Annotated in this window: 23 protein-coding genes; 14 read left to right on the top strand and 9 right to left on the bottom strand. The window is 39.0% G+C overall.

The genetic code is table 11. The features are described from left to right. Nucleotides 1–43 precede the first annotated feature (43 nt). The 6 genes from ED557_00495 to ED557_00470 are packed head-to-tail and all read right to left on the bottom strand — an operon-like array spanning nucleotide 44 to nucleotide 5317. A complete protein-coding gene (locus tag ED557_00495) occupies nucleotides 44–970 on the bottom strand; it encodes a Ppx/GppA family phosphatase (protein ID RNC85288.1) in 927 nt (308 codons plus the stop codon). Continuing rightward, entirely contained in the window at nucleotides 967–1797 is an 831-nt protein-coding gene (locus ED557_00490; GenBank protein RNC85287.1) for a 50S ribosomal protein L11 methyltransferase, read from the bottom strand. The genes ED557_00495 and ED557_00490 overlap by 4 nt, the downstream gene beginning before the upstream one ends. Continuing rightward, nucleotides 1797–2768 (bottom strand): M28 family peptidase, encoded by a 972-nt coding sequence (locus ED557_00485; protein RNC85286.1) that lies wholly within the window; start codon nucleotides 2766–2768, stop codon nucleotides 1797–1799. The genes ED557_00490 and ED557_00485 overlap by 1 nt, the downstream gene beginning before the upstream one ends. Then, nucleotides 2761–3525, bottom strand: a complete 765-nt coding sequence (locus ED557_00480; protein ID RNC85285.1) for an SDR family NAD(P)-dependent oxidoreductase — start codon at nucleotides 3523–3525, stop codon at nucleotides 2761–2763. Before ED557_00480 ends, ED557_00485 begins: the two co-directional genes overlap by 8 nt. Before the next feature lie 26 nt (nucleotides 3526–3551). Beyond that, nucleotides 3552–5084, bottom strand: a complete 1533-nt coding sequence (gene gatA, locus ED557_00475) for an Asp-tRNA(Asn)/Glu-tRNA(Gln) amidotransferase subunit GatA (GenBank protein RNC85284.1) — start codon at nucleotides 5082–5084, stop codon at nucleotides 3552–3554. 14 nt (nucleotides 5085–5098) lie between these two features. Next, nucleotides 5099–5317, bottom strand: a complete 219-nt coding sequence (locus tag ED557_00470; protein RNC85283.1) for a twin-arginine translocase TatA/TatE family subunit — start codon at nucleotides 5315–5317, stop codon at nucleotides 5099–5101. Nucleotides 5318–5481: 164 nt separating this feature from the next. Between ED557_00470 and ED557_00465 the strand changes: the two genes are divergently transcribed. From ED557_00465 to rlmD, 4 genes are all read left to right on the top strand, one after another. Continuing rightward, complete coding sequence (locus ED557_00465; GenBank protein RNC85282.1) at nucleotides 5482–5736, top strand: DUF2795 domain-containing protein; 255 nt, start codon at nucleotides 5482–5484, stop codon at nucleotides 5734–5736. A 111-nt stretch (nucleotides 5737–5847) separates the two neighbouring features. Next, nucleotides 5848–8178 carry an outer membrane protein assembly factor gene (locus ED557_00460; GenBank protein ID RNC86124.1) on the top strand — a complete coding sequence of 777 codons (2331 nt, stop codon included), beginning with the start codon at nucleotides 5848–5850 and terminating at the stop codon, nucleotides 8176–8178. 14 nt (nucleotides 8179–8192) lie between these two features. Then, nucleotides 8193–8729, top strand: coding sequence for a cyclic nucleotide-binding domain-containing protein (locus ED557_00455; GenBank protein RNC85281.1), 537 nt, complete (start codon nucleotides 8193–8195; stop codon nucleotides 8727–8729). Between the two features lie 3 nt (nucleotides 8730–8732). Next, nucleotides 8733–10145 (top strand): 23S rRNA (uracil(1939)-C(5))-methyltransferase RlmD, encoded by a 1413-nt coding sequence (gene rlmD, locus ED557_00450; GenBank protein ID RNC85280.1) that lies wholly within the window; start codon nucleotides 8733–8735, stop codon nucleotides 10143–10145. Here rlmD and ED557_00445 read toward each other — a convergent pair. Continuing rightward, entirely contained in the window at nucleotides 10140–11321 is a 1182-nt protein-coding gene (locus ED557_00445) for a class I SAM-dependent methyltransferase (GenBank protein ID RNC85279.1), read from the bottom strand. The genes rlmD and ED557_00445 overlap by 6 nt on opposite strands. A 187-nt stretch (nucleotides 11322–11508) precedes the next feature. Here ED557_00445 and crtI point away from each other — a divergent pair, with 187 nt between their 5' ends. After that, entirely contained in the window at nucleotides 11509–12981 is a 1473-nt protein-coding gene (gene crtI / locus ED557_00440) for a phytoene desaturase (protein ID RNC85278.1), read from the top strand. Here crtI and ED557_00435 read toward each other — a convergent pair. Further along, nucleotides 12969–13484: a metallophosphoesterase gene (locus tag ED557_00435; protein ID RNC85277.1), complete on the bottom strand. Its 516-nt coding sequence runs from the start codon at nucleotides 13482–13484 to the stop codon at nucleotides 12969–12971. The two genes, crtI and ED557_00435, sit on opposite strands and share 13 nt — an antisense overlap. A 104-nt stretch (nucleotides 13485–13588) precedes the next feature. Between ED557_00435 and ED557_00430 the strand changes: the two genes are divergently transcribed. Then, on the top strand, nucleotides 13589–14608 hold the full coding sequence (locus ED557_00430) for a glycosyltransferase family 2 protein (GenBank protein RNC85276.1): 1020 nt from the start codon (nucleotides 13589–13591) through the stop codon (nucleotides 14606–14608). A 149-nt stretch (nucleotides 14609–14757) separates the two neighbouring features. Here the strand turns inward: ED557_00430 and ED557_00425 are convergent, their stop codons facing one another. Beyond that, nucleotides 14758–15153 carry a DUF1761 domain-containing protein gene (locus ED557_00425; GenBank protein ID RNC86123.1) on the bottom strand — a complete coding sequence of 132 codons (396 nt, stop codon included), beginning with the start codon at nucleotides 15151–15153 and terminating at the stop codon, nucleotides 14758–14760. Nucleotides 15154–15358: 205 nt separating this feature from the next. On the opposite strand from ED557_00425, the gene deoC reads away from it, so the two are divergent. The 8 genes from deoC to ED557_00385 all read left to right on the top strand — a co-directional run bounded on the left by deoC (nucleotide 15359) and on the right by ED557_00385 (nucleotide 23636). Beyond that, nucleotides 15359–16258 carry a deoxyribose-phosphate aldolase gene (deoC, locus tag ED557_00420; protein RNC85275.1) on the top strand — a complete coding sequence of 300 codons (900 nt, stop codon included), beginning with the start codon at nucleotides 15359–15361 and terminating at the stop codon, nucleotides 16256–16258. 11 nt (nucleotides 16259–16269) lie between these two features. Continuing rightward, nucleotides 16270–17778 carry an aldehyde dehydrogenase family protein gene (locus ED557_00415; GenBank protein ID RNC85274.1) on the top strand — a complete coding sequence of 503 codons (1509 nt, stop codon included), beginning with the start codon at nucleotides 16270–16272 and terminating at the stop codon, nucleotides 17776–17778. 9 nt (nucleotides 17779–17787) lie between these two features. Next, entirely contained in the window at nucleotides 17788–18654 is an 867-nt protein-coding gene (locus tag ED557_00410) for an aldehyde dehydrogenase family protein (GenBank protein ID RNC85273.1), read from the top strand. Nucleotide 18655: 1 nt separating this feature from the next. After that, a complete protein-coding gene (locus tag ED557_00405) occupies nucleotides 18656–19219 on the top strand; it encodes an SPOR domain-containing protein (GenBank protein RNC85272.1) in 564 nt (187 codons plus the stop codon). Nucleotides 19220–19283: 64 nt separating this feature from the next. After that, a complete protein-coding gene (locus ED557_00400; protein ID RNC85271.1) occupies nucleotides 19284–20024 on the top strand; it encodes a hypothetical protein in 741 nt (246 codons plus the stop codon). 8 nt (nucleotides 20025–20032) lie between these two features. Next, on the top strand, nucleotides 20033–21730 hold the full coding sequence (locus ED557_00395; GenBank protein RNC85270.1) for a HAMP domain-containing protein: 1698 nt from the start codon (nucleotides 20033–20035) through the stop codon (nucleotides 21728–21730). Then, the gene (locus tag ED557_00390; protein ID RNC85269.1) at nucleotides 21723–22922 is read left to right on the top strand and encodes a hypothetical protein; all 1200 of its coding nucleotides are present in this window, start codon (nucleotides 21723–21725) and stop codon (nucleotides 22920–22922) included. The genes ED557_00395 and ED557_00390 overlap by 8 nt, the downstream gene beginning before the upstream one ends. Nucleotides 22923–22970: 48 nt before the next feature. After that, on the top strand, nucleotides 22971–23636 hold the full coding sequence (locus ED557_00385; GenBank protein ID RNC85268.1) for a DedA family protein: 666 nt from the start codon (nucleotides 22971–22973) through the stop codon (nucleotides 23634–23636). The last annotated feature ends 8 nt before the right edge of the window (nucleotides 23637–23644 follow it).

The following is a 23644-nucleotide window of genomic DNA, read 5'->3' as shown; positions in this document are numbered from 1 at the left end:
AAATTTGAGGCTTAAAATACAAACCTTCGCGGAAATGAAAATTCTAATTTTTAATATGATTTCTACCCAACACTATACCGTGGCGAATTCCACCTGTTGATACGATAATCTGCTCTAGTTTATAAAAACTGAGAAACCCTTCTAAAATAAGTAATCCTGATAAAAAGATGTCCTCCCTGCCTTTCAAAAACACTGGATTCTTTTTTAGTAATTCGGAGCTTTTATCAGAACTAAAATATTGGATCTGCTTCAAAAGGCTCTCTTTTTTTATAACAAAACCATTTAACTCTGTCGCCACATACTCATCCCTATTTGCTTCAATAGCAGCAAGGGTTGTAGCTGTACCTGCAACAGCCAACGCTGTAACAGAATCTGGGATAGAAAATGGAACAGAAGTATAAAGTCGCTGAATCTCTGTTCTGCACTCATCAATTTCTTCTTTTAAAGGAGGATCATGTTTTAGAAAACGTTCTTTAAAACGAACACTTCCCATATCAAAAGAATGAAATTGCTGGATACCCTTTTTCGAACCCAGGGCTATCTCAGTACTACCACCTCCTATATCCAGAACAAATGCAGAATCCGAATCCTCTAAATCCAGCACCGAAAGTGCCCCCAGGAAAGTACTCCTGGCTTCTTCATCTCCGCTAAGTAAAATCACTTCAAAGCCTAATTCATCTTTAATTAAATGAATGAACGGCTCTCGGTTTTTAGCGTCTCGTACAGCACTAGTTGCTGTTACAAATACTTTATCTGTTTCAGGATATTCTTCGGATATAATCTTCTTGTATTCCCTCAATACCTTGAGTACCCTGTTTATACTATCCTGATGTAACACCCCAGATTCATCCACGCCTTTCCCAAGTCTTGGGATTCTTTGCTCTTCTCGAATAACCTTAATTCTGTTTCCATCTAATATGGCTACCAGAAGCAACACCGTGTTAGTTCCAATATCGATGGCTGCTTTCATCGCTCAAATAACATTGCAATCCATTCCATATGCTGCCTTGTTTCCAGATGCGTGAATCCTTTTAGGCTTTCGAGATTAAGAATGGTCGGTTCATCTTCTTGCAATAATCCAGATAACAGAAGTTTTCCTTTAGGAAGGTGAGTTATTAATTGAGGAATAAGCTCTATTAGCGCATTACGATTTATGTTGGCCAGAATAACATCATAAGTCGATCCTCCAGGGATTACCTCTAATGAACCGAGTTTCACTTCAAAATTTGAAACCTGGTTAAGTACAATATTCTCTTCTGCGTTTTCCTTACTCCACTCATCTATATCAAAACCAAATACTGATGATGCTCCCATCTTCAATGCAGCGATACCTAAAATTCCTGTTCCGGTTCCAGCATCTAACACTTCGTCTTCCCTAGAAATAACTTCTGGCACCCATTCCAGAATTAATTTGGTTGTAGCATGGTAGCCTGTCCCAAAGGCCATTTTCGGATCAATCAGAAGCTCAGTAAGAGAAGGATCATGATTTGACACTTCCCAGGTAGGTCTAACATAAAACAAACCGATTTGAAGTGGTTTTATAGATTGTTCCCAGGTCGTATTCCAGTTTTGAGGAGGTATAAGTTGCTCATCCTCAATGAATGCATTATCTCCATATCCGAGCAATAATCGTTCTATCTCCTCTCTCTTAACATCATCAAAACGATTCGCAGGAATTGATGCTATCAGCTTATGAGCTTCCTCTTCAAAACCTTCAAAATCCAGTTCGAACAATTCTGCGATCAACAACTCATGGTAGTCATCATTCAAGGATATACTTATTCGAATATATTCCATCACATGCGGTTATAAATAAGCTCTAAGAGTACATCTCCTACAACTTGAAGAGTTTCCTTGCTTATGATATCCATATTGTCCTGGTGAGTATGCCAATGATCTCCAAATACAGAACTACCCCCTTCAGCACTAAATTTGTGATTAATGATATTGATCATCGGAATATCTGTGTATTGATTAACGATGTAGTGATCGTCCTGGATTGCTGCTCCTCTTTGATCGAGAAATAAGTTTTCATGTCCCATTTCAACAGCAATATCCCATACCCCGTTTACTATGTTCGGGCCATACATCATTGAATATTCTTCTTTAGGAAATTTTGCGCCCTCAGCGCCTACCATATCAAGAAGGATCGCAAACCTTGGAGAATACCCTGGAACCGGAGGGTTTTGAGACCAATATCTCGAGCCAAGGAAATAATAGTTAAGATCACCTGATACTCCATAATCCTCGCCATCAAATAATACAATATCTACACCTATAGGCGGAGGATTCTCAGAAAAAATGCGCGCTAATTCTACAAGAACTCCTACTCCACTTCCTCCATCATCAGCACCAGGAATATAATCTGCTACTCTAATTGTGTCTTCATCAGCTCGTGGACGAGTATCCCAATGAGCACTAAGCATTATCCGATCTTGTGCTGTAGGGTTAAAAGCTGCAATTATATTTGAAAGCTGAAGAGTATCTGTATAACCAGGGGTTTCAAATGACTGGGTAAAAACACTTCCAAAACCTGCATAACCGCGAAACTTCTGTTCGAGGTATTTACGTGTCTCAACATGTCCAAAAGTATTTGGAACTCTTGGCCCAAAATCTACCTGCGCCTGGATAAATTGATAGGCTGAATCAGCATTAAACGCGGGTACTTCTCTTCCCTTTTGGGAAAACTGAAGTACGGGCTTCGTTTGTTCTTTTTCAGAACACCCAATTCCAATAATGATCAGACTTACTAGAAGATATTTATTCATCTCTATGAACCATTTGAGCTGATGATTGATAAACAGGCATAATGATAGAATCCAGGATGTTAACATGCTCAGGCCGATTAGCAGTAAACACTACTATTTCTGCAATGTCTTCAGCTGTTAGTGGCTGCATTCCCCGATATACTGACTTAGCTTTTTCTGTATCCCCTTTAAATCGAACATTACTAAACTCAGTTTCAACCAGGCCTGGAGAAACCATACTTACTCGAATTTTAGTACCGTGAAGATCCTTCTTAGTGGCCTCGGTAATTGCTTTTACCGCATGCTTTGTTGCACAATACACAGACCCTCCAGGATAAGACTCGTGCCCGGCAGTAGATCCTAAATTGATAATATGACCAGAATTCCGTTCAAGCATCTTTGGGGCTATAAATCTGGACATGGAAAGCAAGCCTTTTACATTGGTATCTATCATCGTATTCCAATCTTCAAAATCTCCGGTCTGAATCGGATCTACACCTTTTGCCAGACCAGCATTATTGATAAGGACATCTACATCAAGAGCCAGATTCTGTACAAATTCCCTGCATTCTTCCACCTCACGAATGTCAAAAACTTCATAGGCTACGATTACTTTATACTTGTCCAGTATGGTTCTGGCTAAATCTTCAAGTCGTTCTCTTCGTCGCCCGGTAAGTATCAGATTACAACCATGAGCGGCAAATTCAAGAGCACATGCTTCTCCAATTCCCGCTGTTGCTCCTGTTATAAGTACTGTTTTGCCTTCTAGTCGGTTCATAATCTTTTTGCTGAACCTATAAATAATTAATCAAGAAGTTCAACTAAACGTGCAGCATTTAAAAGCTTCGATTCCTGGAAAGCATCAGCCATAAATTGAATACCATAAGGTAAGCCATTAGAATGGGTACCAGCTGGAACGCTTATCCCACAAATTCCAGCAAGATTTGCCGATATAGTATATACATCGTTTAAATACATCTGGATTGGATCATTTAACTCCGAACCAATATCGAATGCTGTGCTTGGTGCTGTAGGAGTAACAATTACATCTACATCTTTAAAAGCTTTGGTAAAATCGTCTTTGATTAATCTTCTCACTCGTTGAGCCTTTCCATAATAGGCATCATAATAACCAGCGCTCAATACGTAGGTACCTAGCATAATTCTACGCTTTACCTCAACTCCAAATCCTTCTGTTCTGGATTTTTTGTATAACCTTGTTAACGGAGCATCTAATTTATCCAATTGGCTCTGTAAAGCACCTAATTCATCACCTTCTGCTAATTTGATAGCCTGCTTTAACGCTTCTTCTTCAACCTTCAGCTCATCGAGCATTTCATCCTTATCTGCTCTATGACCATATCGAATGCCATCATATCTGGCTAGGTTGCTAGATGCTTCTGCAGTAGCAAGTATATAATAAGTAGCGATACCATATTTGGAATGAGGTAGGTCAACTGGGACTAATTCAGCTCCATTTTTCTCCAACTGAGCAAGAATGTCTTTTACCCCTTGAGAAATCTCAGGGTCTAGGCCTTCAACGAATAAAGCTTCCGGAACTCCAATTCTAATCTTCTTTTCAGGATTGTTAACAGAAGCTATGTAATCATCCTTTTCATTTCGAGAAGATGTATTGTCCTTTTCATCAAATCCTGCAATTACATTAAATACAGTAGCAACATCTTCTACACTGTTTCCAAATGGACCTATTGAATCAAAAGAAGATGCGAAAGCTACTAATCCATATCTGGAAACTCTTCCATACGTAGGCTTTAGACCAATCACTCCACAATAAGATGCAGGTTGTCTAATAGAGCCTCCTGTATCAGATCCAAGAGTCGAATTTACCATACCAGCTGCAACAGCAGCAGCACTACCACCTGAAGAACCACCCGTTACTTTTGTAAGATCGTGAGGGTTTTTAGCTGATCCAAAATGGCTGTATTCGTTGGTTGATCCCATCGCAAATTCATCCATATTCAATCTGCCAACAAGGATAGCATCTTCCTTCTTAAGGCGCTCAATCACAGTAGCGTCATATACACTTTCAAAATTTGAGAGTATTTTTGACGCACAAGTTGTGGGCTTTCCGCGCTCACAAATTACATCCTTAATTCCCATTACCGCTCCAATTAGAGATCCTGCATCTCCTGACTCTACCCTTTTTTGGATAGATTCTGCTTGCTCAAATGCTTGATCAAAGTCCAGATAAACAAAAGCGTTAATGTCATCATTATTCGCTTCTATTTGAGATTTATATTCTGAAACCAGTTCCTTTAATGTGATCTCTCCAGCCAGAACTTTAGCTCTGGCCTCCGCGATGGTGCTAATCGTCAAATCGTCCTCTACAGCTATTTAGTAGTGTTTTTGGAGTCGTCTTGATTAACTGCGGAATCAATATCTCTAGAACTCTCTTCTATTTCCCTTTTGATGTCTTTAGACGCCTGTCTGAATTCCTTAATTCCCTGACCTAAACCTCGGGCAAACTCAGGAATGCGTTTCGCACCAAAAAGAACGAGTACAACAGCCAGAATGATAATAATTTCGGTAGCTCCAAGTGCATTGAACATAAAATAATCCTATATGGATTTTAGTTGATGTATTTGTGCGAAGATAACAATATTTTCGGCACGATTTGAGCGCAAAAAAAATTTATTGAATACTTGAATTTTACCGCGCTCCCATGTTTAATGTAATCGAAGATTGCTACAAATTTTAAAACAAAGCTAAACGTATGATTTGGACAGTTGAACTAGCTGCTGCTTTAGACGAAGCACCATTTCCTGCAAGTAGAGACGAATTAATAGAGTGGGCTGAGCGAAATGGACTTCCCAGCCAGGTGATTGTTAATCTCGAGGAACTAGAAGAAATTGACGAAGGCGAGGACACTATATACGAAGGTATTGAAGATATCTGGCCCGACTATATCAGAAAAGAAGACTTCTTCCACAACGAAGAAGATGAAGGGTTTGATTACGACGACGTATAAAACTGCGCTCCTTAACAATTTTTAAAAAGGCCGCATGTTACGCGGTCTTTATTTTTTTCTTTGAAAACTCGAACCCGCCCATTACTGCTAATCTTTGCGCTAGCACTTTTTATGGTGCTTCAAAGTGGGTTTTTGTCTCCTGTTTTTTCTCAAACTACTTCCCCCGACTCTTCAAGTATAGATGATGTTGTACGTAGAGTTCGTTTCTCAGGAAATAAATTCGTGAAAAACAAAGCCCTTGAGAACCTAATCAGAACAAGGACAAACAGAGAATTTTTAGGAATTCCAAGATTTACCCCTTGGCATTATTTCTGGCAAATAAGTAACGGTCGTTTCGGAGAGGAACCTGCATACCTGGATCGTCAAACGGTTACCAATGATATGGAGAGAATCAGGCTTTATTATGAGTCTCTGGGCTTTCTAAACGTTCAGGTGGATACCACAATCGTTGAATTCAGGGCCAATAGAATTGAAGTTTCCTTTCTTATCGAGGAAAACGAACCCTCACAAATACAAACTCTCTCCTATTCAGGTTTTCCAAATTTCGATGATCCAGAGCTTAAAAGAAGATTCTTTATTCAAAGCCCCATGACAAGGCAAGGCATTAATGATTCTACTTACCAGGTAAATAGACAATATAATTCTCAAGATTTAAAGGATGAGCAGTTACGTATTTTGAATTTTTTGAAAAATAACGGCTATGCATCCATTGATAGAGATTCTGTCATCGCATTTGTGATGAGAGATTCAGTAGATGCACTAAATTTAAATGTATTGTTTAGTGTTTCACCCGGAAGTGTATATCGCTTTGGAGATTTGGAAATCAAACTTGCTGATCCATTCCCTCCTGACAACTACTCTCAATCCCGAGTTCTTTCGGGAGAGCCCATTGCCCTGGACACCAACAAAGTATATCTCGAGAAAGAACCTGGCTCAGATACTCGTTTCTCCTTGCTCTCCGATCAAATATTATTCAAGCCAGGTGATATCTATAATGAAGAGCAATATTTACAAACAGTAAAAGAATTCCAGAATTTGGGAATGCTTTATATCAGAAGGTTTGGGCAAAACAAAAATGGGGTTCGGCCAGATTATTCGAAAGAGAAAATCCCTGTTTACTTTGATCTAGAGACCATTACAAAGCACAGCATCAGTACAGAATTCTTTGGAATGAAGCGCTATGGCTTTGGTACTGGTTTTGGTATTGACTATTCAAACAACAATGTATTCGGTAAAGCTGAGCGATTGAACATAGGTGCAAATGCTAGCTTTGAATTTGTTAGCTCAGGAACCCTTGAAGAAATAGCACCAGACGATACTCTTCAATCTTCTTTATTCAGAAGCTATGAGGTTAGTGGTGAATACACGCTTCCAAGATTAGCTTTCCCTTTCCGGTTTTTAGATAACACTCGTTATTTCACAAGTGCATTATCGAGATATACATTGTCGTATAGCAGATCCGACCAATTGTACTTTGATATTAACTCAGATGTACGTTTCAACTACCGATATGAGGTTCAACATAATAATCGGTACTCGTCCTTTCTTGATTTGATCGAACTGGATATAGTAGATACCAATCCTTCAGAAGAATTCACACAGAATCTTATCGATGAATTCGGAGAAAACTCACTCGAATATATTCGGATACTTGAGGATTTCGAGCCACAAGTATCATCAATTATCAGATATAGCTTTCGAAGTCAGAACACAGATTTGATTAAAAGAAATTTTGGGTACTACAGCGAATACTCAATCTCTGCAGGTGGAAATATCCCCTATGCTTTAGATCGCTTCATTATTACCCCGGGAACTGTAGAAGAAGAACTACCTTCTTTGTTTGGACTAAGTAATAACAGCTTACAATATAGCCGTTTCGTAAAGTTGACTGCAGACTATCGAAAGTATTACACCCTCTCTCCTAGTTCAGTATTCTCCTGGCGACTTTTCGGAGGTTTCGCTCATCCCTACGGAAAAAGTACCACCATCCCATTAAACAGAAGATTTTTTGCTGGTGGAAGTAATGACATCCGGGGATGGGCTCCTTTCCAGCTTGGGCCAGGAGAAATTTCACCGGAAAATGTGACCATTAATGGCGGAGAGATCAAACTCGGAGCGTTTACCGAAGCTCGCCAAATTTTTATACAAGACCTACTCGGAGCAAACTGGCATGCAGCCTGGTTTGTTGATGCCGGAAATATTTGGTACCGCCCTACTGCTGATTTCAGTGACAATTCCAATCAATCCGAACTAGAAAAAGGAAAATTCAAGCTCGATTCATTTTACAAGCAGATTGCAGTAGGCTCCGGTTTGGGGGTAAGATTAGACTGGGAGTATTTAGTTGTTAGATTTGATTTTGCTTTTCGGGCACACGACCTTGAAGAAGGATGGTTTAACAATAGAAAAATGTATTTTAGTTTTGGAATCGGGCATTCCTTTTAACTATAGGTCATAGCATGAAACAAAAATTAAAGCGCTTAACAAATCAGGCAAAAATAGTATTCAACTCAAAGTTTATAAAAAATCTTTCTGCTGCTGAACGTTTTGAATTTTTGCAATTATGCCACAGAAGAAGTTATAAGGAGGGTGAATACGTCTTCTATCGAAATGATCCGGGTACAGGAATGTATTTCATAGAAGATGGGCAGGTAGAGCTTACTTTTAATTTAGATGATAACGAAGAGTCTAAAGAAGGATTCTTGCTAGAAACCTCTGATAGTTTTGGAGCACTTTCTATAGGATATAATTTGAGAAGAAAATCTTCCGCAAGATGTATTACTGATTGTACTCTTCTTGGATTTTTTAAACCGGATTTCGAACTATTAATGGAGCGCCATCCTCAAATAGCGGTTAAGTTCTTACAAACCCTCTCAAATATTGCTTTAAGGCAACTGGAACGTGCTACTAATAAAATTGAAGAACTATCAGACGCACATACAGCAGTAAAAATTGAATTCGAAGCCTATTACGAGCAGAAAGATCCTAACGAATAACTAATGGCTTTAAAAAAGGGAGAGGAAATTACCCTTAAGATTGAAGGGGCAGCTTTTAAAGGAAAAGGAATCGGAAAAATTGACGGCATGGCTGTATTCGTTTCAGGAACCATGCCCGGTGATTTCGTTAAAGCGCGGATCATAAAAAGAAAGAAAAACTTTAGGGAAGCAAAGCTCCTTGAAATACTTGATCCAAGCCCAGATAGAATCACCCCACTTTGTTCTCATGCCAATGTTTGTGGAGGATGCAGTTGGCAACATGTCCCCTATGCCAAACAACTCGATTATAAAACCCAACAAGTAACCGATCATATCCGAAGGATTGGCAACCTTGATACTCCCGTTCATACTGCAATTAAATCGGATAATGAACTGTACTATCGCAATAAGATGGAATACAGTGTGAGTGACAGGCGCTGGCTTACAGAAGAAGAAATCAGAAGCGACGATTTTGTTGATGATTCTGGTTTTTTTGCTGGTTTACACGCTCCGGGTAGATTCGATAAGATTCTAAACCTTAATGAATGTCATCTCCAACAAAAGGAATCATTTGAAATCCTCGACTTCATTAGAGGCTACTGTATCACTAATGGAATAGCTCCATATAATACTTTTCAAAAAACAGGATTTCTTCGCCATGTAATGATTCGTAATTCCTTTTATACCGAAGATTTCATGGTTAACCTGGTTACTTTTGAGCACAACCAGGAACTCATAGAAGCTCTTTCTGATGCCCTGCTAGAGAAATTCCCGGTAATCACCACTATTGTTAATAACATTAATGATACTCCCTCTCCTACTTCAATAGGAAGAATTGAGCGGGTAATTCATGGTCAGGGTTTTATCAGAGACAAAATTGGTGACTTCGAGTTCAAGATTCATCCAAATGCTTTCTTTCAAACAAACACAGCACAAGCAGAAAAACTTTATAATGTAGCACTTGAGTTTGCTGAGTTACAAGAAGGAGATGTTGTCTATGATCTGTATTGCGGTGTTGGAACATTAAGTCTGTACATGAGCAAAAAGGCCAGTAAAGTACTTGGAATAGAGCTTGTCGAAGTAGCTGTCGAAAACGCTCGATTCAATGCGAAAGAAAATAAAGTTGAGAATGTTTCCTTTATTAAAGGAGATATGAAAGATGTATTTACCGAGGAAATAGTCTCAGAGTTCGGAGCTCCTGACGTACTAATTACTGACCCTCCTAGAGCTGGTATGCATCCGGATGTAGTTAGCAGGCTTTGCGACTTAAAAGTACCCCGAATAGTGTACGTGAGTTGTGATAGCAGTACCATGGCTCGCGACTTAAAAATCCTTTCAGAAGTCTATGATGTCCTGGAAGTCCAACCTGTAGATATGTTTCCACAAACCTATCATGTGGAAGCAGTGGCCAAACTTAAGCTCAAAACCAACCTATAGCTTTTCGCAATGCATACAGATCTTACCAATCTGAATGCATTCACAAAAAATCAAAAACTCTTCTCCCCCGTCTTTCATCTGGTAATTTTTCTTTAGCTCGTTCGCTCCAAGTGCGTAGTTCTTAGAAATCACATTAATTTTTTTATCCGGCACTAGTTTAAGAACCTCTTTTTTATTCGGCTTCACGATGTTTTTTATTCTAAAAACTTTGCCTGGGAAGCCTTCAATTATTTCATCTGAGGTATAGAGGTGAGTATTCGGATGGAGTTTGTATAACTTAAATTTCTCGCCTATTAGATTGAAAGCTCCGGCTTTTCTTATAGAAGAATTTGGCTCATAAATGAATGTAAGGGGAGCATGGTAATTTGATTTTGATCTTATTTCATCTTCATGAGTGAAAGAAAAAAGCTCTTCATTGTCTTTGTTTAAATTCCAGGCTTCAATTTGAGTTTTGCCTGAAAAACCTTTGTCAATGAAGAACAGTATTTCTTTTACTTCATTGCTTACTGCTACTACTTGAACTTTTGATGTGCCTGGCATCTTTACTAATGTAGATTTTATATCAAGCATGGGTGATGCTTTAATCAAAAGAGTTTTTCCTTTTTTAAGCAACACGTCAAAAAGCTCGATAGCATTAGGTTGATATTCTTCTATTCCGAATACTTTTTTGCTCTTATTGTTTCGTCGGGAAGGATCCAGATAAATTACATCGTATTTCTTTGAAGGTGACTCCAGGAAAGACTCCGCACTATCATTGATGCAAAGAATAGATGTATTAAGCGTATTAAAATTATGTTCGGCTAATTCAAATAGTTGGTAATCAGGCTCGACATAGGTTGTATCCGAAAAACGTTGACTTAAATAATAACTATCTACTCCGCTTCCCCCCGTCAAATCCAGTAAACTATTACCTGATACCCATCTTGATTTAAACTTTGCTGTTTTTTCAGAAGAAGCCTGTTCAAGATTTTCCTTAGGTGGAAAAATTATTTGGGGGTTACTATACCATTCTGGTAGTTTGGATACTATTTTCTTTCTTGAAGCTATTTGTGCAGCAACTGCCTTTACAGGTATTTCCGGGTAGTTTTTAGCCTTCAGTACCAGTTCAACAGGATCAGAATCGAGATGTTCTTGAATGAATTGAATTACTTTTGGGTTGGAAAGCTCCGAGATCATAATACAAGATAACAGTAATTACCTTGAGTTTGAGATAAGAAACGTTGGAAAGCACCTAAACAGACTCTCTTTGGTTATTGGTTATTTTAGTCAATAGCCAATAACTAATAACCCTCATTACTATTTAGCATTTAAAGAACATTTCTTGTTTCAAGCTCAAATCAATTAGACCACACAAATTCAAAAAATGAGAGTTTCTATAATCGGTGCCGGAATTGGAGGACTTGCAACAGCGTGCTTGCTCGCTGCAAAAGGAAACCAGGTATCTGTTTTTGAAAAAAACAGTGGAGCTGGTGGAAAGCTAAATATCTTTGAAAAACAAGGCTTCCATTTTGACACTGGTCCAAGCTTACTTACCATGAAGGATATTCTGGAAAAGTTATTTGAGCTGACGGGAGAAAGACTTTCAGATCATCTTAATCTTACTCCTTTAGAACCTATTTGCAGGTACAATTATCAGGATGGAGTCAGTTTCGATTGTTTTGAAGACAAAGAAGCAACCATAAGAGAAATAGCTAAGTTTGCTCCTGAGGATGCTAAAGCCTACCCTCCGTTTTTGAATTACTGTAGTACACTTTACACAAAAACGGACACAGCTTTTATCAGAAATCCTCTCTTTGATTTTTCGGATGTCAAAAATCTTAATGTTCCCTCCTTTTTTGGTATAGATGCTTTTACTACCGTAAGTAAATCAGTAGATAAAGCTTTTCAATCAGAGTATCTGCGGATGTTCTTCAAGAGATTCACCACCTATAACGGTTCTTCTCCATTCCAGGCTCCGGCTACATTAAATGTTATACCACATGTAGAGCTTAATCAAGGTGGCTATTATATAAAAGGAGGAATGTATCGCCTTACTGTTGTTCTGGAAGAACTGGCATTAAAACTTGGAGTTCAGTTTCACTTTAATTCGCCGGTCGAAGAAATAGTAATTGAAAAAAGCCAAACGAAAGGAGTTCGGTCACAAGAAAAATATTTCCATTCGGATATAGTCATCGCAAATAGCGACTCCACCGAAACCATCCTTAATCTCATTGGAGATGATCATTTCCCAAAAAGGAAAAAGGAAAAAGCCAGTAAAATTGAACCCTCCTGTTCAGGCTTTGTACTTCTTCTGGGAATAGATAAACAATATGATCAGCTGGTTCACCATAATATTTTCTTTAGTAAGAATTATGAGCATGAATTCCATCAGATATTCAAAGAAAAGGTGATGCCAGACGACCCTACGATTTATATAGCTAATACCTCTTTTTCAGATCCCGCTCATGCGCCTGAAGGTGGTTCAAACCTTTTTGTCCTTGTTAATGCTCCCTATTTATCAGAATATTACTCGTGGGAAAACCATGTTCAGGCTTACTCGAAAAAAGTAATCCAAGGGCTTGAACAAAGAGGTCTTGATGGATTATCCGATGCGATTGTAGTTCAGGAAAGCATTACCCCTGAGGATTTTTATCACCTGTATCTATCCAATAAAGGAAGTATTTATGGTACTTCTTCAAATAGTAAATTTTCCGCATTTGTGCGGCCTCGGAATAAATCCAGACACATTGATAAGCTTTACTTCGTTGGAGGTTCAACACACCCAGGAGGAGGAATTCCTTTAGTTGTGCAATCTGCATTTAATGCAGTAGAATTGATTGATCGCTATGAAGTCTGAGCAACTCCTTGCCTGCCCAGATTAATTACTTCTACATCGGATATGTTTCCATCTCCAATATTGAATCGAATTAAAGTTCTGTATTCCTGAAAACCTTGCTTGCCTGCTGCCCCAGGGTTTATATACAACATTTTATTTAAGCTTTGATCTCTTGCTATTTTCAAAATGTGCGAATGCCCACAAATAAAGACATCCGGTGTTTTCTCTTCTATCTCCTTTCGAATTGGAATGCAATATCTTCCAGGAATTCCTCCAATATGAGTCATCCAAAAGTCTATGCCGTTTCTTTCAAATCGTTGATGGAGCGGATATTCATCTCTGATGTCTTTCCCGTCAATATTCCCATACACACCTAATACAGGAGCTATTTGCTTCAATTTGTCAGCTATCTCAATAGTGCCAAAATCTCCTGCATGCCATATTTCATCGCAATCTTTAAAGTAATCGAATACCTGAGGGTCCAGGTAATTATGTGTATCCGAAATAAGCCCTATTTTGATCATAAATTCGTTATCATCATTGCCGGGTTAAATAGCTCGCAAATAAAAGGTTTTTTACTGACTTCTTCTATACCTGCGTTCAACATACACATCTTTAATTTCATTCATTGTTAGGATTTAGCATAATCATCGTTACCTGGAATGGTTTAGATCACTTAAAGCGCTTCCTGCCATCAGTAGTAGAAACAAACTATGGTAATTTTGAAATCATTCTGGCAGACAATGCATCTACAGATGAATCCATTGAATGGGTTAGAGAACATTACCCCTCTGTAAAAATTGCCTCATTCGATCTTAACTATGGGTACACAGGGGGAAATAATAGGGCTGTTCCATATGCAGAGAAAGAAGTACTCGTTTTCCTTAATAATGATGTAGAAGTAGATTCTGAGTGGCTTACCGGACTTGAAGATGGGTTCAGTCACGCTTCTTCTCCTTCTATCATTCAACCAAAAATTAAATCCTATTCTCAGAAAGAATATTTCGAATATGCCGGAGCTGCAGGTGGATATCTTGATTGGCTGGGTTACCCGTTCTGCAGAGGAAGGATCCTTGATGTTACTGAAAAAGATGAAGGACAATACGATTCAATTGCTCCAATTACCTGGGCATCAGGAGCGGCTTTAGCAATAAAGAAAGATTGTTTTGAGTCTTTGGGCGGTTTCGATGAAGACTTTGAATTCCATATGGAGGAAATCGATTTATGTTGGAGAGCATTGAATCAGGGACACACGATTATTTATACTCCTAAGAGTACTATTTATCATCTTGGCGGAGGTTCACTTCCCATGGGATCATATAGAAAGGTGTACTTTAATTTCAGAAACAGCCTTTATATGCTTTGGAAAAACCTTCCTTTTGGAGCACTGCTGGTCAGGTTCCCAATCCGATTACTCCTCGACTGGGTAGCGGTACTTCGCTCTCTATTGACTTTTCGAATGGATGAATTTACTGCAATACTTAAAGCTCATCTTCACTTTTGGATAAGATTGCCTTTAGCACAACAAAAAAGAAAAGCTAACCCAATAAAGGGTGCACAAAAAGCTTTGAGTAATGTATTTCTCGTTTGGAAATTTTTTGCCAGAGGGAAAAAAACATATAATCAACTTGTAAAACATGAATCTTAATCACATAGTGTGATCAATTTGTTGAGGTAAGCTGATTATTACTTAGCCACAAAAACACTAAAACCTCATTGATTCTGTGTTTTTGTAGCTTATTCATTTCAATTTAATTAAGCGGGCTTTAGCTCCCACTTATAAGAAACTTGAAAAGATTATTTCCAGGCTCCGAGTATAAGCCCCATAATTGTGAACACTACTGTCCAGTACCCGCCATTAATTAAGGTAAGCTTGAATGGTTTTTGTTCATATAAATATGAAGTAGCAAATACAAAGAATATCCAGCCAAAGCCTGTTAAGAATCCATAAAACGCTCCCATTGCAGCGTCAATAGTAGGGTCATTCAAAAACATCGCCAGGCAATAAGCCATTATTAATTGAAAGATAAATGACAGTCCAAATATCTTAGCCATATTTCCCTGTTGAACTTTTTCTTCAGTCATTCCGACAAGCTCCATCCAGGCCTTCCCGAAAACAGGCCCATACCATGGGAAACCAACAACAAATCCCACTAAAGCTGATACAACCACTGCCAAATAGTTAATATCCATTTCCATGTTTATTCCTATTAGTTAATAATTTAGCGCCAATACTATCGTATTGGTAGCCATTGAATTAAAGGAAAAAGAAGTATTAGTGCCAGTATTCCGATTTATATGTTAAAGCTCCTGGATGTTTGGTTAATATGCTTTCTATAGTTTTCGTACCTTTGCCCCTGATATTTCTGCATAGAATTCACTTAATGTTTGTAATAGAATGAACAGATCAGACTATACTATCACAAAACCCATAGATCACGTTGGTATCGAAGAACGTGTTTCCAGGCTTAATAAAAGGAGTATCAAAAAAGATGCTAAGTTAAGTGGATTAAAAATGGCGCTTAGCATGATGGATTTGACTACACTGGAGGGAAAAGATTCCGAAGGAAAAGTCATCCAATTATGTCAAAAAGCTAAACTACCGTACGCCCCGCTTCCGGATCTCCCAAAAGTAGCTGCAGTTTGTGTTTATCCTACAATGGTTCGAATTGCAAAAGAACAAGTGAAAGGTACAGGAATTAATGTAGCTAGTGTTGCTACTGCTTTTCCAAGTGGGATGGCCCCTCTCTCGGTAAGAATTGATGATACTAAATTTGCAGTAGACGAAGGTGCAGATGAGGTTGATATGGTAATAAGCCGTGGAGCTTTTTTATCAGGTGAGTACAACAAGGTATTTGATGAAGTTGCTGCTGTGAAAGAAGCTTGTGGAGAAGCCCATTTAAAGGTGATTCTGGAAACCGGAGAACTTCATACCTATGAAAATGTGAGAAAGGCGAGCGATATCTCAATGGATGCTGGTGCTGATTTTATTAAAACATCTACTGGTAAAATAAGCCCCGCAGCTACACAACCCGTTACGTTAGTAATGCTGGAAGCGATCCGTGATTTTTACAATCGAACAGGAAAAATGATTGGAATGAAGCCTGCAGGAGGAATTAGAACTGCAAAACAAGCATTACAATACCTTGTACTTGTAAAAGAAACACTTGGAGCAGCCTGGTTAAATAATGAATACTTCCGATTTGGAGCCAGCTCACTTGCCAACGATGTGCTTATGCAAATCGTAAAACAGGAAACCGGACGATATCAAAGTCCGGACTATTTTTCAGTGGATTAAAACTGACCGATATGTCACAAACAACAGAGACTAAAGAAACCCCTTTCAAACCCACTTCTCCAAACTCGAAACTCGATTTCGCCTCAGTTTGGGAATATGCTCCTGCTCCTGAGAGTACCAGCCATGTTGAGATTAAAGATCGCTATGAACTATTTATTGGTGGTAAATTTGTTAAACCATCCAAAGACAGATATTTCCCGACGATTAATCCTGCAAATAAAGAAGTCATCACTGAGTTTGCAGAAGCTACCCAAAGTGATGTAAATAGTGCAGTAAAAGCAGCTCGGAAAGCATTTAAAGGTGAATGGAGCTCACTGGCACCGAAAACCAGGGGGAAATATCTATATCGTATCGCCCGGATGCTCCAAGAGAGAGCACGGGAATTTGCAGTATTAGAAAGTATGGACGGAGGTAAGCCTATTCGAGAGTCCAGAGATGTAGATGTTCCTCTTGCTGCTGCTCACTTCTTTTATTACGCAGGATGGGCTGATAAACTTGAGTATGCATTTCCAGGCAAAACCCCTGAACCTATTGGCGTATGTGGACAAATCATACCATGGAACTTTCCTTTACTTATGCTGGCCTGGAAAATTGCTCCAGCGTTGGCATGTGGAAACACCGTCGTTCTCAAACCAGCTGAGACTACCTCTTTAACTGCATTAAAATTTGCAGAATTAATTAAGGATTCCGGTTTACCTGATGGAGTAGTAAATATTATTACAGGAGCAGGCCAAACAGGCGCTGAAATGGTGAATCATGAGGATATTGACAAGATTGCTTTTACCGGCTCTACTGCTGTTGGAAAACTGATACAAAGATCTATTGCAGGAACAGACAAGAAATTCACCCTTGAATTAGGTGGAAAAGGTGCTCTAATCATTTTCGAAGATGCCGCCATAGATCAGGCGGTAGAAGGTATTATCAATGCCATCTTCTTTAATCAGGGACATGTATGCTGCGCAGGGTCACGGCTTCTTGTTCAGGAAGGAGTAGCTAATGAGCTAATTGGAAAGCTAAAAGACCGGATGGAAACACTCATCGTTGGCGACCCACTTGATAAGAATACTGATATTGGAGCCATCAATTCCGGTCAACAATATGACACTATTAACTCATTCTTAGAGATTGGTTTAGATGAGGGAGCTGATGTATATCAAAGCAAATGCTCCATCCCGGACACCGGTTTTTTCATTCGCCCTACCCTCCTTACTAATGTATCACAAAGTAAACGGGTGGTTCAGGAAGAAATTTTTGGCCCTGTTCTTACCGTTCAAACGTTTAGAACTGCTGACGAAGCTATACAGAAAGCCAATAACACTCCTTATGGACTGGCTGGCGGGGTCTGGACTGATAAAGGATCAAAAGTATTTAAGGTTGGCTCAGGGCTACGTTCTGGTGTTGTTTGGGCAAATACATACAACAAATTTGATCCAACCTCACCCTTTGGTGGATATAAAGAAAGTGGAATTGGAAGAGAAGGCGGTTTGCATGGATTATCCGCTTATTTAACTCTAAAATGATAATTGGCCATGAGTGAACATTTAGAAGTATTAAAAACTTACAAAATCTATGTAAACGGGAACTTCCCAAGAACTGAATCTGGAAGGTATTACAAGGTTTTTGATAGCGAAAAAGAATTACTGGCTAATGCATGCCTTTGCAGCCGAAAGGATGTTAGGGATGCTGTTAAAAGTGCCCGGGGAGCTTTTTCGGGATGGAAATCAAGAAATGCATACAATCGCGGGCAAATCCTCTACAGAATTGCTGAAATGCTCGAAAGCAGGAGAGCTGAATTTGAGAAGCAACTTTCTACCATTGGTTTTTCTGCCGCTGAAGCGGAAGCAGATGTTAATGCATCTATCGACCGACTCATATATTATGCGGGATGGACGGATAAATATCAGCAGGTATTTGGCTCTGTAAATCCGGTTGCAAGTGCTCATTTCAACTTTAGTTTGCTAGATCCTACTGGAGTGGTTGCAATATTAGCTCCGGATCAATCTCCCCTTCTAGGATTAGTCTCATTAATTGCTCCTGCTATAGCGGGTGGTAACACGTGTGTAGCACTTGCATCTGAACCTTACCCAACTACTTCCATTCTTTTTGCAGAAGTGTTAAATGCATCGGATGTTCCAGGTGGGGTTGTAAATATCCTGACAGGAAAAAAAGAAGAACTTGCGGAACATTTCAGTGGTCATATGGATGTAAATGCTATCATTTATACAGATACACTAACCCCTGAAATGATTAAAATGATTGATGAGCAGTCTACCGAAAATCTGAAAAGAGTTGTCAAAAAGATAACTTCTGACTGGTATTCAAGCGAAGCTCAGAGCCCATATTTTATCACCGATTTTCAGGAAACGAAAACAACCTGGCACCCTATTGGGTTTTAATATGTCTCGAGTTCTCTTAGCAGTTTCAATTTTTCTTATTTATGCATGTTCAGGAACTCAGCCTGTAATTGAAACTAATGAAACCGCTGATTCTGGAACAGTTAATACAACCAATCCGATAGAACCTCCGGTTACTAACCCATCTACTGGCTCCTATCTTGATAGCTACAGAAGTACTCTTTCTGATACTTATCAGAACAAGAGTAACCCAATCCCTGATGAATATGCCCGCATCAAAGTAGAAGAAGAGAATAAAGACCAGAAAAATCTATTTGAAGGATACCGGGTTCAGCTTTATTCTGGGAGAAATGTAGCCATGGCTGATACAATAGCTTCCATTTTTCGAGCATGGTCGGATACTACTATTGTAGGCTACCAGGCTGAAACCTATACTTTTTTCAAGACCCCTTACTATAAAGTTCACGTCGGCAATTTTCATGACCGAGACCGAGCTATTTACTATTCAAACCTCCTCAAGAGACGCTTTCGAGAAGCATGGGTAGTATATGATCGTGTTGACCCCTGGAATGTTCCTTCTGATACAACAATGATTTATGCGAAATAGAGTTTTTAAAACTGTTCATATTTATTTTCTTTAGACCACAAAAAACTCATTCGAAATTCAATTTATGAGGACACTTGTTTTTCTATTAGGGCTGATGGTTTTGTCTCCCACTTCTGACATTGACACTGATAGCAGATTAGCTCCTGTTGAGCAAATAGATCAAAATGATGCTACCGTCTCAGGTACTATTGTGTTGCCTGCTATCCAAAAAGCTTCTAATAACAGGTTTAGAGGACGAACCTACAGAAACAGAACCTCTGGTGACTCCTCAACTGATGAATCCTCAAATAGCTCAAGTAACTTCAGCGATGTAATTATTAGTGCACATCCGATATCATTTACAGTAGAAACAACTCCACTTGAAGAACCTGCTCAAGTTATCCAGAAAGATGCAGTATTTATTCCCAGAGTTACAGCAGTTACCGTTGGATCTACTGTTCAGTTTGTCAATGATGATCCTTTTTTTCATAATGTCTTTAGCCTTACTCCCGGTGCAAGATTCAACATTGGTCGTCGTCCTAAAGGAGATGTATACAGTAAAGTTGTCCCAGAACTCAATTGGAGAGTAGAAGGTATTGGTCCTATAAGTATCTATTGTGATATTCATTCACAAATGAATGCGATTGTTCTGAGTCTGGATACACCCTATTTCACCAGGGCTAACGATGATGGTACATTTCAACTGGATAACCTTCCTCCGGGTGAGTATGAAATAAGAGCATATCATCCCAGGTTTAGCCTGTTGATACAGGAAATAACAGTATCTGTTAGTGAATCTAAAAGTATAGTTCTGGAATTTTCATAATCACTCTTATGAAAATAGGTTTTCCAATCCGGCTCAAACTCTTTCTCCTTCTCTCATTACTTACCATTGCTGTACTCGCTACCGTTTTAATTGCAATCAATACGATCTCTTCTAAAACCATTCGTGAAGAGGTAATATCTGACTTCAGTAATCTTCAGGAAGTTTTTAAAATACAGCAAGATTCCAAGTATAAGCGCCTCATCGAATCAGCTATTTTAGTAGCAGAAAATTCCTCACTTAAAACGAATGTTGAACTCAAGGATGAAAGCAATGTTTATTTTAATGTTCTAGAGTTCTCCAATTTCGCTGAGACAGATCTAATCATTGTTACTGATGATATAGGAAATACATTAGGTTGGTTTAGAAGACAGGATTTGCATGGTACAAACCTGAGTAGCCTGGAATATGTTTCTGAAGCCCTTGAAGGATACTATCCAGAATACAACCCAGAATGGCCTTCAATCTGGGCATTTGAGAACGAGCTATACCAAGTAGTTTCAGTCCCCATTCTTAATGTTGAAGATATAGTAATTGGCACCCTTACTTTTGGGGCCAAATTCACTGATACCGAAGCGGAAGAACTAAAATTAAATACTGAAATAGATATCTCACTTTTTCTTGAGCAAGATTTGATTGCTACTTCTGATAGTAGTTTTCGGAGTGAACATTTCTGGCCTTTCCTTCTTAGTTATCCTGAACTGGTAGATTCAGTCACTTCGAATCTTGTTCTTTCTTCTACCCTACAAACGGATGTTAATGACACAGAAATGCTTTTGGCCGTTTCACCTCTTGGAACCGGAGAAAATGCATTCTTCATCGCTACTGTTCCTGTAGCAATGGAATTCTCTTCCCTCCAACTTCTACAAGAGAACGTTTTAATAATTGCTCTTGTAGCTTTTCTTATAATCATCTTGCTCTCCATCTTTTTGGGGAATCTCTTTACATCTCCTATAAAAAATCTAAGTGAGGCTATGGCAGAAGTCTCAGAAGGAAAGTTCGATGTGACCGTGCAATCCAAAACAAAAGATGAAATAGGCTTTATGGCAAACCGTTTCAATGAGATGACGGTTGGGCTTAAAGAACGTTTTGCATTACAAAATTATGTAGGCACGCACACTCTCGAGATGATTAATAAAACATCAGATGGGAGATTAGAACTTGGAGGAAGCCGGCAAGAATTAGCAATTCTGTTTACAGATATTCGTGGATCAACAGCGAAAATTGAAAAAACGGATCCTGAAGACTTCATTCAAAACCTCAATAAAACCCTTACCTCTCAAGCCGATGCTGTAACAGCTTACGGAGGATCTATTGATAAATTTGTTGGAGACTCAATCATCGCTTTATTTAGTGGAGAGGACGCTCTTAAATGTGCTATAAAAGCATCGCTGACCATGCAGAAAGATTTCTACAAAGATGAAACACTCTCCTCTTTCTTTAAGGGATTGGGTATTGGCGTGAATTTTGGAAGTATGGTACTTGGAAATATGGGAGCAAGTGAACGGATGGATTATACCGTAATTGGCCCTGAAGTTAACCTTTGTGCCCGCCTTTGTTCCGCTGCAGAATCGGGACAGATCCTGTTACCTAAGATGAAAATAGAAGAGCATGGACTTACAAGAGAATTTAACTTCAAAGATGTAGAGCCTAAATCTTTGAAAGGATTTACCAACCCGATTGAAACCGTTGAGGTACTTTATGAATAAAGTTTTTTCTGTATTACTAATATCACTCATTCCGACACTTGGATTTTCTCAAGTGCAGATTAATGGAAGCGTTGACGTTGCGATAAAAGCAGGTGGAAATGAATCAGGTTTTTTTGTGAATGGAATCCCTGAAGAATTTACTCACTTACATGCCACCGCAGAAGAATTTAATTTGCTACTCTTCGCTCCTCTTTCTGAAAATTTCTATACAGAAGCACGGGTTAAAATCAGCACATTTCTTACTGGTAAATTAGGAGTTCCTAAACTGGAATTAGCTAACGTTACCTATAGTCCGACTGATAAGAATTATTTTATCTCTGGTGGTAAGATCATCCTTCCATTTGGGTTTTATCCTAGCCGTCAACTACAAATAGATCGAACATTCATCGATTACCCCTTATCCTATTCTTACAGCCTTTTCATTTCCAGGGAAAGAGGTTGGTGGAAAGGAACTCGGGGCAAATATTACGATAGCGATATCCCAACCAGCGATCGTGATTATGGGGTTAATACTCTCTTTTACGGAGGGTACACAACCGGACTTGTTTATGGAGTAGAAAATCAGAAAAGTACCTTCAAGTTTGCCCTTACCAATGAATCTCCAACTGGCTACGATGCTTCTCCTATTAACACACTAGCCGGTATGTTACGCTGGACTCATTCTCCGAACGCCTATCTTACTTTTGGCTTATCGGCATCTCATGGAAGTTTTATGCATCAAGCCTCGGCAGACACACTAAGCTATGATCATGATTTCAGCAAATTTACCCAAACTGCCCTTGGCTTTGATTTTCAACTTGGGTTTACCTACTTCGAAATTGTTTCTGAGGTCACCTATTCTAAATGGTTAGTACCAGGATATACGAATGAAGATGGCTTTATAGAAAAAACTAGTGGCGGATTAGAAGAATTTGATCTCTCAAACATAGCTGCAAACATTGATATTCGATATGAGCCCCCCTTCTTTACAGGAGGTTATTTCGCCCTAAGAGCCGATCAACTTTATTATCCTACTGCAAACTCTCCAACACAAGGAGGAGATTTTATGTGGGATTACGATGTGACCAGGTTCACTGCCTTGGTTGGATATAAGCTTGATAGAAATGTACTTCTAAAAGTAGCTTTTGCCGAGCAGGATAATTTTAACGGTGATTTCTATTCTTTTAAAGCCTACGTAACTGCTGCTTTTTAATGGAATAATTTGGGAAAAGTTTTGGTTAAGGCTGAACTTGATTAAAGTATGAAAGCACTAATAAAATTCGTTGTCCTTCTCGGAGCCTTCTTCACCTTTACTCTTTTGCTGTTTAAAGTTCTGGGAGTACTATCTGTCGACGATATTAAGTACTGGCTAGAACAAGCCATGACGTTATCTCCATGGATTGTCGGTAGTATCATTGTCCTCCTTTTGTTAGTAGACCTTTTCATTGCAATTCCAACGCTCTCGTTAACCATTCTATCAGGTTTTTTTCTTGGCCTTGAACTTGGAGTATTCTACTCTACACTTGGAATGCTTGGAGCAGGGTCACTTGGCTATGTAATTAGCCGATTCCATGGCAACAAATTGCTGCGTTTCATCAGCAAAGACCAGGAACAGCTAGATGAAATGAAACGACTATTCCATCAATTTGGACCTTTTTCATTAATGCTATGCCGTGCAGCTCCAATGCTTCCGGAGGTGACCTCCTGCCTTGCTGGTGTTACAAGAATGCCTTACCTCAAATACCTTCTATTCTATTTGATTGGTACTCTTCCCTATTCAATCATTGCAGCGTATTCAGGATCCATAAGTACCGTTGAAAACCCTAATCCAGCAATCTTTACTTTTCTTGGAATTTTTGGAGGACTGACCATTATATGGATGGTGTTTCTGTACTTCAATAAACAGAAGCTGAAGAAAGAGGTTTAGTTTCAGGG

This window comes from Balneola sp., from assembly GCA_003712055.1.
Classification (GTDB): Bacteria; Bacteroidota; Rhodothermia; order Balneolales; family Balneolaceae; genus RHLJ01.
This window is presented reverse-complemented; position numbering and strand designations above follow the sequence as displayed.

Coding starts and splice junctions, on each gene's coding strand:
- crtI (RNC85278.1), top strand. CDS start 11,509: ATGAGAGTTTCTATAATCGGTGCCGGAATTGGAGGACTTGCAACAGCG.
- ED557_00470 (RNC85283.1), bottom strand. CDS start 5,317: ATGTTCAATGCACTTGGAGCTACCGAAATTATTATCATTCTGGCTGTT.
- ED557_00495 (RNC85288.1), bottom strand. CDS start 970: ATGAAAGCAGCCATCGATATTGGAACTAACACGGTGTTGCTTCTGGTA.
- ED557_00395 (RNC85270.1), top strand. CDS start 20,033: ATGAAAATAGGTTTTCCAATCCGGCTCAAACTCTTTCTCCTTCTCTCA.
- ED557_00480 (RNC85285.1), bottom strand. CDS start 3,525: ATGAACCGACTAGAAGGCAAAACAGTACTTATAACAGGAGCAACAGCG.
- ED557_00490 (RNC85287.1), bottom strand. CDS start 1,797: ATGGAATATATTCGAATAAGTATATCCTTGAATGATGACTACCATGAG.
- ED557_00400 (RNC85271.1), top strand. CDS start 19,284: ATGAGGACACTTGTTTTTCTATTAGGGCTGATGGTTTTGTCTCCCACT.
- ED557_00485 (RNC85286.1), bottom strand. CDS start 2,768: ATGAATAAATATCTTCTAGTAAGTCTGATCATTATTGGAATTGGGTGT.
- ED557_00415 (RNC85274.1), top strand. CDS start 16,270: ATGTCACAAACAACAGAGACTAAAGAAACCCCTTTCAAACCCACTTCT.
- deoC (RNC85275.1), top strand. CDS start 15,359: ATGAACAGATCAGACTATACTATCACAAAACCCATAGATCACGTTGGT.
- ED557_00435 (RNC85277.1), bottom strand. CDS start 13,484: ATGATCAAAATAGGGCTTATTTCGGATACACATAATTACCTGGACCCT.
- ED557_00385 (RNC85268.1), top strand. CDS start 22,971: ATGAAAGCACTAATAAAATTCGTTGTCCTTCTCGGAGCCTTCTTCACC.
- ED557_00410 (RNC85273.1), top strand. CDS start 17,788: ATGAGTGAACATTTAGAAGTATTAAAAACTTACAAAATCTATGTAAAC.
- rlmD (RNC85280.1), top strand. CDS start 8,733: ATGGCTTTAAAAAAGGGAGAGGAAATTACCCTTAAGATTGAAGGGGCA.
- ED557_00460 (RNC86124.1), top strand. CDS start 5,848: ATGGTGCTTCAAAGTGGGTTTTTGTCTCCTGTTTTTTCTCAAACTACT.
- ED557_00425 (RNC86123.1), bottom strand. CDS start 15,153: ATGGATATTAACTATTTGGCAGTGGTTGTATCAGCTTTAGTGGGATTT.
- ED557_00455 (RNC85281.1), top strand. CDS start 8,193: ATGAAACAAAAATTAAAGCGCTTAACAAATCAGGCAAAAATAGTATTC.
- ED557_00390 (RNC85269.1), top strand. CDS start 21,723: ATGAATAAAGTTTTTTCTGTATTACTAATATCACTCATTCCGACACTT.
- ED557_00405 (RNC85272.1), top strand. CDS start 18,656: ATGTCTCGAGTTCTCTTAGCAGTTTCAATTTTTCTTATTTATGCATGT.
- ED557_00445 (RNC85279.1), bottom strand. CDS start 11,321: ATGATCTCGGAGCTTTCCAACCCAAAAGTAATTCAATTCATTCAAGAA.
- ED557_00465 (RNC85282.1), top strand. CDS start 5,482: ATGATTTGGACAGTTGAACTAGCTGCTGCTTTAGACGAAGCACCATTT.